Origin of the sequence: Methanosarcina siciliae T4/M (genome assembly GCF_000970085.1) — an archaeon.
Taxonomy (GTDB): domain Archaea; phylum Halobacteriota; class Methanosarcinia; order Methanosarcinales; family Methanosarcinaceae; genus Methanosarcina; species Methanosarcina siciliae.
Genome location: NZ_CP009506.1, coordinates 1,704,925 through 1,720,388 on the forward strand (window position 1 = coordinate 1,704,925; position 15,464 = coordinate 1,720,388).

The following is a 15,464-nucleotide window of genomic DNA, read 5'->3' on the forward strand; positions in this document are numbered from 1 at the left end:
CTTTCTTCAGCTATAACTCCAGTTTATGACCCTTCTCCAGCTGCTGAATCTGTTCTTCGCTTTTGGCGGCCAGTTCCTTGAACTGATTGATAGTATCCCGCATTTTGGGCAGAGCTTCCTGTTTATAGGTGCTGATGGAATCCAGCGCTTCCATGACATCGGCAAAGGCAGTCTTCAGCGTCTCGACAGAGATATTGCTTTCCATTGATTGTTTCTGGATTTCCACCCCATTTTCCTTCAGCATTTGGGAGGTGCTGCTGATGATAATATTCGTGGTCTCATTGAGCATTTGAATCTTCTTCAGGACAATCTTCTGGTTATAGAGGGCCCCGGCAACCATCACTGAGGTCCGCAAGGCGGTAATCGTCACATTTTTGGCCCTTTCTACCCCGCGCATCAGTTCCTTATTATTTCTTATCACCAGCTCTGTCGCCATTACACCCTGCTGATTGACGACAATCATCTGCTGCATATCCATAATCCGCTGCCGCAGGGGAAATAGGACTTCTTCAGTGACAAATTTAACGTTTTCCGGGTCTTCGTTCCTGGCTTTAGCCGCTCCGATCTGCGTTTCAATCGATTTGTCCATCAGGGTACCGAGCTGGACCTCTTTCATTAACTTTTTAGTCAAATTGCGCAATGCCTGCTGTTCGAGCTCCAGAGTAGTATTATCGTTTTTCAGAATTGTTTTCCCTTTGTCCAGAGAGACAATGATATCCGCAATTGCCGAATCTGCTTTCTGGTATCTGGCAAAATAGTCCCTGACCGGGTCGAACAGCTTGCCTAAGATCCTGGTCCTGGTGAAATCAACCAGGCTGGGGTCCAGGTCTTTTAGTTCTCGGTTCAAATTCATTAAGCCTTTTGCCACAACACCGCCTTCGTCGCCGTCTCTGGACAGGTTCCCGACTGTCACCTGCAGCAAAGAATTTTTAGCGGCCGAGCTTTTCATCGAGGCAGCCCCAAAAGACTCGATTGACTGGAGGATATCCTTCTTTTTGGCAAATTCATCGATATCCAGGGTCAGAATTTCCGCAACATTTCTCTCTGCCACAGCCTGAAGCTGGGCTATTTCCTCCGATACCGGTTTAACTTGCTCATCTACTTCACTCTTAATCGCCGCTTCATCGGGCACTTCCATAGTAAAAGCCATCTTAACCCCTCCTGTATTTACATTTCAGCATTGAACAGATTGCCCAGCTTATAAACAACGTCATCGGTATCGGCGTTAATGCTGGCAGCCTCATTGATGCTGGAGATAGCCTGCAGGGCCGGGATATTCGCATTATAGCCAATTGTGTATATAGGTATTCCAGCATCCTCCACGATGCCTTTAATATCATTCAGCGGATGGCCTTTATTGGTCTCGCCGTCGCTGAGAACGAAGATAACAGGTCTAATATTGGGATCTGCAGCCCGCTGTTCCTGAATCATCTTCATGGCGACAGCAATCCCATCGAAGGTTGCCGTGCCGCCGCCAGCCTGCAAATCATTAACCGCTCCGGCAAACGAGGCTCTCTGGTTCAGATCGAATTTGGCAATCGGCAGATCGATATTGACATCATTGGAATATGATACCAGGCCAATCATATTGTCCTCGCCGATGTAATATTGACCTCTGAGCAATGAATCTTTCAAATTGTTCAGCGGCTCGCCCATCATGCTGCCGGAGACATCGGCAACAAATACTGCACAAATAGGTTTTTTCTTTTCTTTCCAGAGCTTTTGGGCCTGGAAGATCACATCGCCGCTGACGGGTTCAGTTTCGGACTGGTATTCGTTAAAGCCGTTAAAACCATACTCAGTAGCCAGGGTCTGGTACTTTTCCTGCTGGGAAAATTCAACGAATTCGTTCAGGGTTTTCCTTTTCTCTCCCGATAATTCGCCGATCGCATACATCGGGTTGTCATGTCTGAACCCAAAGGGAGTAAATTCGTAGTACCTGATATCCGGTGTATTCGCATAGGTCTGGTATTCCAGGACAAAACCGTCCAGAACACCTGATTTGGCAGATTCCCTCATTTGCAGAGTAGTATAGGCAACCAGGGGAATATTGATCTGGAAGCTCTCAAATCCTGATTTTGCTTTGTCGCTCAATAAGTTGCTGCTGTCAAAGGTGTATAAAGATGAGATCAGGAAGTTCAGCCCGGTTGAACTGGCAAAAGGATTGGTGTAGCCCATCGCCAGTTCCTTGTTCGCGACAGCATCGGTAATCGTCTTGGTATTGATTGCCCCGTGTTTGTCTACCAGCTCGTCTTTCTTGGATTTGGTGAGCAGGATCCCGGCAACATTGCCGACAAGCCTTTCTTGCACTAACTCGGCTTTAACCCCTTTGGAGATGAGCATCTCCCCCCAGAGCTCATTGGACGGCGTATATGCATCCGGCAAATACTTCCCGGAAGTAATATAATCGGCGGCTTCCCCGGAGGGGATTCCTCTAAGCCTTACAGATACCTGTTTTCCGTCAATCGTTATTGCCGCGCTATTGAAGTCTCTGGCCACTTCTGTCAGCCAGCCATCAGCACCGCTGCCAGCTTTTTCCGTTGAGGAGAATATTTCGATGTAGGTGGGGGTGCTGTTATTAACCTGCGGCGGGTAATTGGAGATTTCAGGCAAGTTTTCAGTCAAGGAGTCATCCAGGTTCGGGGAGATAACAACATGGCCCATAGGATGCGAAACTGTATTCACATTGATGTCTTCAATGATGTCATCAAGTGATCCCTCACTGGGTCCGATTATAGTAATCGCCAGATAAACTAAGACAAATACTACAACTGCTGCTCCGATTATCTTCAAAATTACTTTATTGTTGCTTTCGTTCAGCATGCCGATGCTCCCCTCTTCAATTCTTATAGTATTTTGCCTGTTTGATCAGATTATCGATCTCGATCATGCCGGCCATTTGCTCCAGTTGGCCACTCTCTATGCTGTTTAAGCCTGAGATTTCCAGCAGCAGCTTATCAAGCTTTAGCAGGATCTGCTCATTATCTTCAGTGGCAGCTTTCACAAACTTAATATATTCATTATAAACTTTAAATTTTTCTTTCACAAGTTCCTCCGGAAAGGCCCCTTCTTTGTATTCCTTTCTAACGAAATTGTAGTCTTTTTCATCGAATGCATCCAATTTATTGAGGATGCTGCCGATATTCATAAGGAATATTTTCTCCACCTCGGCGATGACCGCATCAAATTTCTTGTAGCTCATCTCTGAGGCACTGAAGATCTTCAGAAGGATATCCCGGATAGTTTTATTCTTTTTTTGCAGCCGTTCAATCTGATCCAGCAGCAAATCAACGGTTTTTTCGAATGTTTTGAGCCCCCTGTGAATATTCAGTGCTTCAATATAATCTTCCACCGTCCTGATTTTATTGGTTTGAGTTTCTTTCTCCGGTCTGGTAAGGAGCTCATAATTGCCGTAGATTAACCCGGCGCCGCTTAAGAAGATGAATGTGGTGCCAAGGGCTGTTTCCAGTGCACTGGTCCCTAACAACCCCAGTCCGACCAATCTTGGAGAAAAGGTAATTATGTTGGCTGCGGCAATGCCTAAATTCAGGCCCGATAGTTTAATCAGCTTTTCTCTTTCCATGTCCTCTTACCCCCGGATTTTTCTGTGTATATAATACTGTTTGAGGTGACAATAAATGTGAAAGAACGTGTAATTCCTTCAGCTTCCTTTCCAATGTTATGTGCAAGAAGTGCAATATGAAGGGCTGCAGTTTCAGAGTTCCTGTAAACCATGCCATTATCGGATCAACTGTGTCTCAACATGACAAGCTAAGTTGTTCATAAACCAAATTCAATAAACATATAAATTAATGCAGATAACTTTCAATATACTAATTATAGTTGACAAATAAAATAACTATTTCTTTTTTACTATGATCGGACAAAATATTGTCGTTAATTTAAAAATTTATGAATAAAATCTTAAAAATATAAACTAATTCTTTGATGAATGAAATAAAAATCTGAAAGGGCAAGATAGCCATCCCTATTTTTCTACTACCTTCAATCTGCTTCACAAATTTGAAGGTATTAAATTTCCTTATAACTGCTGTAACTCAAAAGAAATCTAAATGGGATAAAACAGAGTTGAAAAAGCCCTTGCTAAAGGGAAAAAAATAACCAGTTAACCACATAAAATAATTTATTTCCAGACCAGCCATTAGAAATCCATATAAACCAATAATCAGAGAACAGTATTTATGAATCCTGATGAAAACAATGAATTGATTGAAGAAGATTTATCCCTGTCCGAGTTTCTCGTGCCGGATACGCCGGAGATAAAGGAAATTAAAAGCATTTACGAGAAAGAATACGAGTACAGTGATTATCTGAGTGAAATCGAGTTTTCAATTGCCGACTATTACTACAACGCGAACCGAAAAGTAACGGACAAAGATGTCATAAGGGCATTGAAGAATATAAAGGAGAACCGCGACAAACCAATCAGTTTCTTTGAAAAGCCCCTTGAAAAAGAAATCGTAAAAAGTCTGGTTGAGCCTCTTGAGGAAAACTTGCTTTATGACCATGAATTCACCCTTGTCATTAACTATGTTTTGTGGTCCATTGACAACAGGTCCTGGATGGAGGGAAAACAGGCCTATGTAAAGTGGATCACGTATGTGCTTGGCTTTTATTCAGAGGAAGAAGAGAAAAAATACGAACGCAAGTTCAAAAAATTTGCATCCAAGATGGGCGTATCCGGGGCTCAGGTTGATATGCTCCTCATGAAAAAAGAAGCTGAAAATTTCTTTGATGAAGACGATACTTTTGGAGAGGGAAGCTTATTCGAAGACCTGGCGTTAGAAGATATTCTTGAAGAGGACAGGGTAGCAGATGACCTTGAAACCGGTTTCTTTTTAATGACCGACGCTGAAAAATTTGATTTTCTGCTGGATAAAGGCCCGGATTATGTTGAACTTGTCCAGGATTATATAATGGAACTTGCGGAAAAAGAAGAATTTGAAAAAATCCAGGATTTTTACAAAAAGTTCAATGAAAAACATGAAAACTTCTTCCCCATGCATTTTATTGTGGGATCTGCCTACCTCAACAGTGACCCTGCTCAAGCAATATCCTATTTTGAGAAAACCCTGAAAGCCACCGAAAATTCCGAAGAATTCCCCCCGGAAATGCTAGAGGAACTGAAAACAAATATGGACCTTCTTACAAGCCTCCTCCTTGAAGAATCTACTGAAAAAGTAGAGGAAAAAGCAAGTGAAGACAGAAAAGGCGAAATGAAACAAAAAACTAGAAAAAAAGCTTCAAAGAAGAAATCTGAGAACAAAGCTAATTCTTAAAAAGCATATGTATAAGAAGATACAGTTGCCGCAGAGAAGATTCGCTGCGCTCAAGAGGACTGAATCACTAATATCTATGACCCATACAACCATATTCACCTTACCAGGTCGTTCTTTCCCGCTCGCCTGCGAGCGGCCTTGCCGATAATATCACAAAAGAAGAAGAAACAGAACTAAACGCCAGCCTGCCAAAACCGATGTGTAAAGATTTACCCTGAATAATAAGATTAATTCTAATCCCACAACAGTAATAATAAATGATATGGAGGAGAGCAATTGGCCTCTGAAACTAAATTCAAAGAAACAGAGATCGGGACGATTCCTGAAGAATGGAATGTTTACATTCTTAATAATGTTGTTGAAATCATCGAGGTGGAACTTGGGGAAGATTTCGGAGGGGTGGGAAGTAGGAAATATTCTTGATTTTGCGAACCTTTTAAGTGGTGGAACTCCTAAGACATCAGTCAGTGAATACTGAGATGGTGGAATTCCTTGGGTTTCAGCAAAGGATGTAACAAGTTCAAATGGTACTTTTGTATTAATTACCGAGAAAACAATCACCCAAAAAGGAATTGAGAAAAGTAATGCAAAGTTGCTTCCCAAATTTACAACTGTCGTTACTGTCAGAGGAACCGTAGGCAACGTTTGTATTCTTTTTCAGAAAATGGCGATTAACCAGACAAATTATGGGCTAAAAAGCAAATCCGATTACGGTGACTTTTTCTTATTCTTGACTATTTTGAATCTTATTCAGGACATGAAACAAAACGCATATGGTACTGTCTTTGATACGATTACAACAAAAACATTTAAACAGATAAAGATTATTTTACCATTAAGATCAGTTATAGAGTCTTTTGAGAATATTATCAATAATATTATGGGGAAAGTATTGTTCAATCTTGAAGAGTCTGAGAATATCGGCTCAGTTCGTGATGCTCTTCTTCCAAAACTCATGTCAGGAAAAATTAGGGTTGAATGTTAAAATGTCAAAAGTTGTTTTGATATCTTGCGTGAGTAAAAAATTGCCCTATAAAGCAAAGGCAAAAGATCTGTACATTAGTTCTCTTTTCAAATACAACCTTAAATATGCGAAATCTTTGAACCCTGACAAAGTTTTCATTCTTTCTGCAAAATATGGCTTGATCGATCTGGAAAGAGAAATTGAGCCTTATGATAAAACTTTGAACAATATGCCATCTGAAGAGATCAAAAAATGGGCGGATTGCGTAATAGGCCAATTAAAAAAGGAAGCAAATCCGGAAGAGGATGAATTCATTTTCCTTGCAGGTGAGAAATACAGAAAATATCTGCTGCCTCATATTTCAAAATATCAAATCCCTCTTGAGGGAATGAAAATCGGGGAACAGCTACAGTACCTCAAAATGAGATGTTCAAATGAGTGAAAAATGCAAGCAACTGCACCAATGGTTCAATAATCTGGAAAGGATAAGTTTTCCGTTTGATGAGAGAAAAATTCCTCGCAATGGAATCTATATTTTGTTTGAAAAAGGAGAAACTGCTCACGGCATGGACAGAGTCGTTCGCATAGGGACTCATACAGGTAAAAACCAGTTAAGATCAAGGTTAAAACAGCATTTCATTAAAGAAAACAAGGATCGAAGCATTTTCAGGAAAAATATAGGGCGAGCTTTACTGAACAGAGATAAAGACCCTTTTCTTGATCAGTGGGAAATAGATTTGACCAGCAGGAAAGCAAAAAAAGAAAACGCTGGTTTGATTGACTCTGAGAAGCAGGAAGAAACGGAAAAGAGAGTAAGCCAGTATATCCAGAAAAATTTCAGTTTTGTTGTAATTGAAGTCGAAGCTCAGGAAAAAAGGCTTGAACTCGAATCAAAAATAATCTCTACAATTTCTCTGTGTGATGAATGTGGGCCTTCATCTGACTGGCTGGGTTTGTTTTCCCCAAAAGAAAAAATACGCAAAAGTGGACTTTGGTTGGTAAATGAGTTATTCAAAGAACCTTTGTCTGATGAGGATATGCGACTAATCGAAAATTTAGTATCACACGCCGCTGGAATCGAGAAATTTATAGAGTGAAGATTTCAATCTCTTATTTTATCTTGTGACTATTTTCGTGACTATTTCTCTTTGTAATTTCAAGGACTGACCGCTCTCCTTCGTCGAGCCGGACAAGACACGTTAAAGACAGCTAATACGGTTTCCCCGTTTTTCCAAAAATCGTTTCTTCAAAACCGCCTACCGGATTTGAATTCAAATCAGTTCTTTTGCCGGCTCCGATTTATTTAATGAGTTTTTGAAAGCGGTAGATTGCACCGCGGACAGAAATAATATATTAAAACAGCTATACGCACTTTTCATTCAATATCCCTATCTAAAGCTGGAGGAGGAGGTGGAGAGATCATCGCAATATTCGTTTCCGAAGTTCTATAGTTATGGGATCAAGTTTCCAATTTTTAGCTTTAAGGACTTCTTTTTCGATCAAGAGATTTCTATTTTTAGCTTCAAGCTTCTCTTTTCTGGCTTCAAGCTTCTCTTTTTTGGCTTCAAGCTTCTTTTTTTTGGCTTCGAGTTCCTCGATGTAGGAAACAACAGCCTTCGGGTTCGACCGGATAAGATTGAGAAGTTCTTCATCTTTCATAAACAGCTCCCCTAAATTTTGTTTTATGATATTCGATATGAGGAAGGCGATAATTGGACTTACATGAAATAGAAGTTAGAAATAGGTAATGGTAGGAATAGACAATAGCCATACCGGAAGCTCGATCAAAGATACACTAAAAACGTAGCATTGGACTATCAGTCGCCTGTACTTATCACGATTAGTACTATTTTAGATTAGTATTTTGAAAATTCAATATCAAAGGACATCTTCTGTGGATTTCAATAAGAAAAAAATCCAATTATCCACCCGGAACAGGCACAACTGACAGTAGTTCATGACTTTCGTTTTCTCAAAAGAAAAACAACAAAATAGCTACACTTAAATAAATTTACTGAAATACACAATTCTAATTTTATGCTCTTGTTTCAATAGCTAAAGCTCTTTTTTGAGCGAGAGCTTGCCCTTAAAAATTAAAAACCAGACAAAAAAGAAAGGAGAAATCCCCATCCCTGCCATCATCCCCGAATCCGAAGTAGAAGCCGCATCCCTTGAAATCCTCTCCGAGCTCGGATACGATTACCTTTATGGTCCGGACATCGCTCCCGAAACGGAAGATGCTGAAAGGGAAGATTTCGGGATTGTCATCCTGCTGCGCAGGCTCAGGACTGCGGTTGACAGACTGAACCCGAAAATTCCGGCAGGAGCCAAGAGAAGAAGCAATAAAAAAGGTGCTCAGGGCTGAAAGTCAGGACCTTGTGCACAACAACCGGGCTTTTCACAGTATGCTGGTAAACGGGGTCGATGGTTCTCGTCCTCTACAATGGTAAACTGGTTAACCGCAAGAAACTCGTTTTTTAGAGGCTCCGAAAAATCAAAAAGCCAGAACTTATCAAAAAGGTCTCCTGCTACTACGAATAAATTTCGTTTTTCTTCTTTTTTCCTCTGTACGAGCTGATCTAACGTAGAAAATCACGCTTCTGCGATTTCTGCCTGTACATCTAGACACTTTGTGAATTTAGTTTCTAAGTGTACGTATGAGATTCAAAATATTTTTACACTCATGAATATCTCAATAATATTTTTATTATTTATATATTGAATATTTGTAATAAGACATAACTGTAAAACTCCAATCATATTTGAGATAATCGGATTTGAAGTCTGATATGTCCATATTTTGAAGTTTTACCGTATCAAAAGTAGATAGTTTTTTTATATATGTTGGAATCCTTGTACTAAAAGATAATCAAAATAGTTTCAGGGCATCCGCATGTTAGAAGAACTTCTCACAACTCTCACCCCCAGACAACAAGAAGCCGTATCCCACAGCTTAGGCCCCCTCTTAATCCTTGCAGGGGCAGGCACAGGCAAGAGCACAACGATCACAGCAAAAATTGCCTGCATGATCGAAAAGCAGGGAATCGCTCCTGACAAAATTCTTGCTCTCACATTCTCGAGGGAAGCTGCCATAAACATGGAACGGAAAGTCCGGGACCTCCTTGGACAGGGTGTTGACGTAAAAGTTAGCACCTTTCATGCCTTCTGTGCAGAACTTATCCGGGAAAACGCTGAGATCTGCGGGGTTTCAGATCACTTTACTATTTTTGAAGAGATTGATGCAGCTATCCTGATTTATAAGGAGCTGAATACCACCTCAAGAACTGCCGCCCTGTATGCAAATACGATTGCAAAGGCAAAGGACCTGAATATCTCAATTGACCAGTTCAAGGAATACCTGGAAACAAGGAAAGCAGGGCTGTTTGAGTTTGTTGGGGAAGAAGCCTGGGAGCAGTTTTACACGGAATTCAGGATCAAACTGAACACCTTCCATTTGAAAAACAAGGACGAGCAAAAAACCCTGAAAGCTGAAAAGAAAGACTGGCAGACCTTTCGTAGCTGGAACAATAATCCCAGCGAATCCCAAGTCATTCAGATTTGAAGGCTGGGTAACAAAAAAGTGGTTCTGGGTTGAAGAATCCGAAAAAAAGAATGTTCTGAACGAGGATATTTCGAAACTCAGAGTTTCCTATTTCAAAAAAGGAGAGTACAACAACTCAAAGTCAATAAAAACATTTGCATATCCACTTGAACAGATTCAGGGAACAGCTGATTTGAAAAGTAAAATTATTGAAAAGCTGCTCGAAACCGCAAAAAACAATCCAGATACAGACGATCCTGAAATTCTGGCGTAATGTATAATTCTCGAAGTTCTTTGTCAAATAAAAAAGATAGTATTCAGGAGCCGGGGAAGAATCCGGTTCCTTTGTGAAATATTTTCACAGTAATTTATGCAAAGCATTTTTGTTTCAATTATTCTTGTCCAACTTTTTTCCATTTAATCTCTCTGATCTTCGGCTCTTTTTACACCGCATCAAGGTCTACAACCCGGGCTTCCGGGAACCTTCCTGCAAGCATCTGTACGGTTTCGGGGTGGCAGGTGAAATAAAAGAGCTGGTTGCCCGGGACAAGGTCCTTTATGGCTTCACAGGTACTTTTGCAGCGTTCGGGGTCAAAGTTTACCAGTACGTCATCAAATACGATGGGAAGAGATTCCGAATGCCTCCCGAATTCCCTGATAAAACCGAAACGCAGAGAGAGATAAAGCTGTTCGGCTGTTCCCCGGCTGAGTTCCTGGACGCTCTTCTGGCGGCCTTCCCGGTCTTCAACGTAGATTTCGGAAGAGTTGAGCGGGGAATAAATCCGCGTGTACCTGCCTCCGGTGATCTTTGAGAAAAAGGACTGGGCTTCCACGATGACTGCGGGCTGCCTTTCCTTTTCATAGACTTCGACGGCTCTGGCAAGGACTTTTTGGGCAAGGACCAGGGATGCCCATTTCCTTGACTTTTCGTGAAGGTCTTCAAGCAGGCTTTCCTGCATTACCCTTGCCAGGGAACCTTCACTCCCGTGTTCGAGCTGTTCAATCTGGTTTCCTATCGCTCCGCGCCTGTCCATGATCTCGGAGGTTTCCTGTTCAAGGGTTTCCAGGCATTCTTCCAGCTTGCGGTTTTCTTCTTCCAGGCCCAGGGGATCGGAAGCTTGCAGTTCTTCTATGAAAAGCTCATACTTTTCCCCGTCCCCGGAAACCCTCCTGATCTGCTGTTCAGCTTCCCTTATCCTGTTTTCGAGCTCGGTTCGCCGAGCCCAGTGCCGTGCATTTTCACGGAATTTTTCTTCCGTTGCTGCGGAGCCGGACTCAAGAAGGGCTGCAAGGTCTTTTTCAGCTGCTTCAGACTTTTCCCGGGCTGCCTGAAGTTCGATCTCGAGTTCTTTTGACCTTGTTTTCAGCTGCTCCAGTTTCCTTGCTTCATCGGATGCCTCTACAAGGTCCGAACGGAGTTTTTCAACCTGGGTATCGAAAGAAAGCCCGGAAAACGGACGTCTGCATTCCTGCAGGACCCCGCTCACCTTTACTTCATAGGCTTCTATCGAAGTTTTGCCGGAAACTATCTGTTCCTCAAGGTTCCGGATCGTCCGCTGCCTGTCAAAACATCTTCCGATTATTGAAAATATTTCAAGCACGCTTTCCACGGAAAGCGAGGGATCAAGCCCGTAAGTTCCAAGCCAGCCGGTCCACTTTTCGGAGAGGGCGTCCCTTTGCGTTCTTTCCTCAAGGAGCCGGGCTTCGAGCTCTTCTTTTTTACGCTCAAGGCTTTCGGATTCAAGTTCAAGAGTCCTCATCCTTTCGGCCTGGTTAAATGCAAAACTTACGTCCTCCCTGAGCTTTGCTATTTCACTGTCAAATGCGATTCCCGAAACAGGCCTTTCGCAGGCTTCCAGAACGCCAAGGGCTTCTTCTTCGTACTTTTTAACAGCAGCTTCCCTGAACTTTACCTGTTTTTCCAGTTCTTTGATATTTTTTTGCTTTTCCAGACAGGCTTTGATCGCTGAAAGGAGGTCAAGTACATGCTCGGGAGAAAGTTCCGGGTCGAGTCCTGAAGAAAGAAGCCATTCTTTCCATTCCTGGCGAACCTCTTCCTGCCTTTCCTCTCCGGCTTTCAGCTTACCTTCAAGTTCCTTGTAAGCTGCATCTAACTTATCCAGCTTCTTCCGGAGCTTGTCCTTTCCCTGGCGCAGTTCCCCGGCAGTTTTCAAATCAAGCAGGACCCTCTGCAGTTCATCGGCTTTCTGCTCCCGTACCGAGGGATCGGGGATGTCTTCAAAGCCGCACTTTCTTGCCCGTTTTTTCATGTCTGCTGTCAGGACAGCAATCTCTCCGGACAGCTTTTCCTTTGAGTCCTGTGCTTTCTGTTTCCGGGCTTCGGTTCCTTTCAGGTGCTCCTCCCCGGCAGGAGGACTTGAAGGCTGACTCGACGGTTTTTTCCTGGCTTTCAGGAAGTATATGGCAGAAGTAGCAAAAAGGAGGAAAAATATGCCAAGTCCGGGGAGCAGGGCGTCGTTTATGTACTCGTAGGCAAGGCCTATGCCACCTGCAAGCAGGAGCATTCCTGCAGGCCAGAGGGGAAGCCCTTCCTCATGCTCGGTTTCCCGGGGCCTGAAGGCTGCAAAAAGCATCTCTTCTTTTTCCAGGTCTTTTTCCAGGTTTTTGAGTTCACTTTCCTTTTCCCTGAGGAGAGGCTGCTTCACCCTGAGGTAGCTTACAGCTTCAAGCCCCTGCTTTACCTCTTCAGGGTCGGGAAGCCTTGAGTATGCCCCGAGTTTCTCTTCCAGGGCTTCGATTTCCCCGCGGACTTCTTCGATTTCCCCAAGGGCAAGTTCGAGCCTGTCGCGGCACCTCTCGATTGTTTTTTCAGCCTCTTCCATTTCCCTTCGCTTTCCAGGTACGGTTTCCTTTGAAGGGGTTGAACGCTCGAAACGGGCAAGAGTAGTTTCGTCCCAGCCCTTCCCAAGCCCTGAAAGGTTTTCCTCCAGCTCGGCTTTTCTGGCCCGGACTTCCTGGGTTTCGGAAAGGAGGGAGTCCTTATCAGCCCGGTATTTCTCGATTCCGTTTCCAAGTTCGATTACCTGGTCCCTGTGCACCAGCAGGCTTTCTTCAAAGACGTCTTTTTCCTGAAGGACCCGCTCGATGCCGGTGAGGACCTGATTGAGCTCGTTTTGAGTCTCCTTTATTTTAGCCTCAATTTCTTCTACTGCCCTTCGCATTCGGATGACGTTTTCCCTTGCAGGGATGGAACGGTCAAAGCGGTCCAGAGCCTCTTCATCCCAGTCCGGACCCAGTTCCAGGAGGAGCTCGGAAAGCCCGGCTTCTTCCTGCTTGAGCTTTGCTTCCAGGGAAGGGAGCGCTTTTACTTCGGACCTGTACTTCCCAAGCCCGCTTTCCAGTTCCAGCACCGCATCTTTCTGTCCGAGCAGGCTTTCGTCCGGAGAAAGGCTCCGTTCGTTAACGGCATTTATATCCAGTTCCTGCTCCAGCCGTGAAACGTTCTCTCTTATCCCCTCAATTTTTTCCAGGAGCCTTTCAAGCTTTTCTTCCCCTTTTTCAGGGAAACTCCCAAGCCCGGGCAAAGTTCCAAGGTCAGTTTTTGACTCCTGCAGGGCTCTCCAGTCGTCCCAGACGGAAAGCAGGTTCTGGATGTGGTTTAATTTTTTCCGTATGTTCCGGGACTTTTCTTTTAACTGATCAATTTCCAGGGTTCTCTGTTCAAGTTCGAAATGAAGGGTATCGTATTTTTTCTGGGACTCTTCAAATTCGGCAATTTCTTCACTGTTCTTCCTGATTTTCCTTAGTAGCTCATTAATAAGGGGTTTCCTGCCCCTGGGTTTATACAGGTCGCTTTCCATGTTGTTGATGGACTTCACAAGTTCCGGAATGGAAACTCCGACCCCTGTGCCTGCACTGTAGAGTTTGCTGTTGATGCTCCGGTCGTTCAGGGTCTCAAAACTCTGCAGCTCTTCAAGGCCGAAAGCATAGATGTTTTCAAAAACGTTCCTGTCTGCATGGCCCAGGAGTTTAAGAAGTTCAGTTTTGCTCCCGGTATTCCCATCGGGAAGCACGACTTTTACATCGTCTTTTCGGCTTGTGTTCCTTTCTATGACCCAGCGCTCCTCTTCGGAATCGATTACAACAAGTCTTCCCCCATGCTGCCCTCCTTCAAGTGGGGGATAGAGGTTGCACCTTGTGTTGGGGATGCCAAAAAACATCCTCCGGATAAAAGTGAATAATGTTGATTTTCCTGCCTCATTTGCTCCTGTTAATATGACCATGCCGGAAGGCAGGTCTTCCACCGATAACCTGGAAAACTTGCCAAATCCGTCGATATGAATGGCATCAATTTTCATGGTCTTCCTCCGTGAGCAGGGCGTCAAGCAGGATATTTTCAGCGCACTGGAGCAGGGATTTCATCTCTTCATCATCAATTTTGCAGATCTGTTTTCCCCCACTACCGGGTTTAAAGAGAGGGGCAAGAACTTCATGAAACTCGTCCAGGGCCTCTTCATCGGTCTTCAAGCCCTCCACGATTTTAACCAGGTCTCCCACAAAGTCCTCCCTTTTCAAAAGCAGTTCTCTTCCTATTGGAAAGAGTGTTTCATTTTCAATGCGTTCTACCCAGGCAAACTGCCGGCTCCGGATTTCGTCTTCCCTGAGAGTATGGAGGAGGTCTTCAAGAAAACCCTCTTCCCTGAGAGTGCGGTGCAAAGGTCCTCTTCCGCTGAGAACCAGCCTGCAAATCGCAGACCTTCCCCCTGAATTTTCCCTGATCTCGTCAAGCTGGCTTTGAAGGTTTTCTACCAGTTCCCCTTCTTTTTCCAGGCCTTCTATGGAAACTTCCCTGATATGCCAGCGGACAGAGTCGGTCTCGACGAATTTTGTAGAAATAGCCCCTCCGGAAGAAACGTTCACAAGACAGCACCCCCTGGCTCCGGTTTCACCGGGATGCCTGCCCTGCGGGTTGCCCGGATATATCACAACAGGAGCTTCCTTGCAAACCACGGAAGGAGTATGGATGTGTCCAAGAGCCCAGTAATCGTAGCCAGGCTCCCTGAGATCCTGCAGGGTACAGGGTGCGTAAGGGTCATGCTCAGGATAACTTCCCACGCTGCAGTGGAGAAGCCCTATGGTAAACGGCCAGTGATCTTCTTTTTTCGGGAAGTCTTTCACAAGGTTTTTCATGATGTGCCGGGTCGGGTAGCTCATTCCAACAACAAAGGCAGCCGTTTCCCCTTCTTTTTTGAATTCCACAACTTCGGCTTTATCTCCCCCCATGGTGTGCACGTTTGCGGGCCACTTCAGGCTTGCCGACCATCCGTCAAGAGGATCATGGTTCCCATGGCAGATAAAAACCTGAATTCCGGCGGTTTCAAGCTTTCGGAGTCCCTCTATAAATCTGACCTGGGCATAAAGGCTCTTGTCGGCACTATCATACACGTCCCCTGCAATGAGCAGGAAGTCAACTTCTTCTTCCATACATAGCTCAATAATAGCTTCATAAGCCTGAAAAGTAGCTTTTGCAAGCCTTTCTCCCAGCCCTTGATCAATCCCGGAAATTCCTACAAATGGACTGTCAAGGTGCAAATCAGCCGTATGGACAAAACTCAAAGTCCCATTCCTATCAGTATCAGCCGACAGTTCTCTTTTTTTCATTGGAGGTACCCCTAACATACATACAAAATTTATACCT

Annotated in this window: 14 protein-coding genes; 7 read left to right on the top strand and 7 right to left on the bottom strand. The window is 43.9% G+C overall.

Features of this window, described 5'->3' with window-relative positions:
* Positions 1-10: 10 nt before the first annotated feature.
* The 4 genes from MSSIT_RS07310 to MSSIT_RS25245 are packed head-to-tail and all read right to left on the bottom strand — an operon-like array spanning position 11 to position 3,735.
* On the bottom strand, positions 11-1,150 hold the full coding sequence (locus tag MSSIT_RS07310) for a toxic anion resistance protein (protein ID WP_048171248.1): 1,140 nt from the start codon (positions 1,148-1,150) through the stop codon (positions 11-13).
* A 17-nt stretch (positions 1,151-1,167) separates the two neighbouring features.
* Positions 1,168-2,823, bottom strand: a complete 1,656-nt coding sequence (locus MSSIT_RS07315) for a vWA domain-containing protein (protein WP_048171249.1) — start codon at positions 2,821-2,823, stop codon at positions 1,168-1,170.
* A gap of 16 nt (positions 2,824-2,839) precedes the next feature.
* The gene (locus MSSIT_RS07320; protein WP_048171251.1) at positions 2,840-3,583 is read right to left on the bottom strand and encodes a hypothetical protein; all 744 of its coding nucleotides are present in this window, start codon (positions 3,581-3,583) and stop codon (positions 2,840-2,842) included.
* Complete coding sequence (locus MSSIT_RS25245) at positions 3,565-3,735, bottom strand: DegT/DnrJ/EryC1/StrS family aminotransferase (RefSeq protein WP_156157336.1); 171 nt, start codon at positions 3,733-3,735, stop codon at positions 3,565-3,567. The genes MSSIT_RS07320 and MSSIT_RS25245 overlap by 19 nt, the downstream gene beginning before the upstream one ends.
* A gap of 467 nt (positions 3,736-4,202) precedes the next feature.
* Between MSSIT_RS25245 and MSSIT_RS07325 the strand changes: the two genes are divergently transcribed.
* The 5 genes from MSSIT_RS07325 (at position 4,203) to MSSIT_RS07340 (ending at position 7,361) form a co-directional block, all read left to right on the top strand.
* The gene (locus tag MSSIT_RS07325; protein ID WP_048171253.1) at positions 4,203-5,300 is read left to right on the top strand and encodes a hypothetical protein; all 1,098 of its coding nucleotides are present in this window, start codon (positions 4,203-4,205) and stop codon (positions 5,298-5,300) included.
* Positions 5,301-5,576: 276 nt separating this feature from the next.
* Entirely contained in the window at positions 5,577-5,723 is a 147-nt protein-coding gene (locus MSSIT_RS23020) for a hypothetical protein (protein WP_156158812.1), read from the top strand.
* 64 nt (positions 5,724-5,787) lie between these two features.
* Positions 5,788-6,285 (top strand): restriction endonuclease subunit S, encoded by a 498-nt coding sequence (locus MSSIT_RS21755; protein ID WP_082088907.1) that lies wholly within the window; start codon positions 5,788-5,790, stop codon positions 6,283-6,285.
* Position 6,286: 1 nt separating this feature from the next.
* Positions 6,287-6,706 (top strand): DUF6884 domain-containing protein, encoded by a 420-nt coding sequence (locus MSSIT_RS07335; protein WP_048171255.1) that lies wholly within the window; start codon positions 6,287-6,289, stop codon positions 6,704-6,706.
* The gene (locus MSSIT_RS07340) at positions 6,699-7,361 is read left to right on the top strand and encodes a hypothetical protein (RefSeq protein ID WP_048171257.1); all 663 of its coding nucleotides are present in this window, start codon (positions 6,699-6,701) and stop codon (positions 7,359-7,361) included. The genes MSSIT_RS07335 and MSSIT_RS07340 overlap by 8 nt, the downstream gene beginning before the upstream one ends.
* Positions 7,362-7,683: 322 nt before the next feature.
* Here MSSIT_RS07340 and MSSIT_RS07345 read toward each other — a convergent pair whose 3' ends face one another.
* Complete coding sequence (locus MSSIT_RS07345; protein WP_048171259.1) at positions 7,684-7,923, bottom strand: hypothetical protein; 240 nt, start codon at positions 7,921-7,923, stop codon at positions 7,684-7,686.
* Between the two features lie 421 nt (positions 7,924-8,344).
* On the opposite strand from MSSIT_RS07345, the gene MSSIT_RS07350 reads away from it, so the two are divergent.
* Together MSSIT_RS07350 and MSSIT_RS07355 are read left to right on the top strand one after the other, a co-directional pair.
* Positions 8,345-8,629 (top strand): type I restriction endonuclease, encoded by a 285-nt coding sequence (locus MSSIT_RS07350; RefSeq protein ID WP_048171262.1) that lies wholly within the window; start codon positions 8,345-8,347, stop codon positions 8,627-8,629.
* Positions 8,630-9,157: 528 nt separating this feature from the next.
* Positions 9,158-9,826 (top strand): UvrD-helicase domain-containing protein, encoded by a 669-nt coding sequence (locus MSSIT_RS07355; protein ID WP_048171264.1) that lies wholly within the window; start codon positions 9,158-9,160, stop codon positions 9,824-9,826.
* A gap of 422 nt (positions 9,827-10,248) precedes the next feature.
* Here the strand turns inward: MSSIT_RS07355 and MSSIT_RS07360 are convergent, their stop codons facing one another.
* Positions 10,249-14,124, bottom strand: a complete 3,876-nt coding sequence (locus tag MSSIT_RS07360) for an AAA family ATPase (RefSeq protein WP_048171266.1) — start codon at positions 14,122-14,124, stop codon at positions 10,249-10,251.
* Positions 14,114-15,427: a metallophosphoesterase family protein gene (locus MSSIT_RS07365; protein ID WP_048171268.1), complete on the bottom strand. Its 1,314-nt coding sequence runs from the start codon at positions 15,425-15,427 to the stop codon at positions 14,114-14,116. The genes MSSIT_RS07360 and MSSIT_RS07365 overlap by 11 nt, the downstream gene beginning before the upstream one ends.
* Positions 15,428-15,464 lie beyond the last annotated feature (37 nt).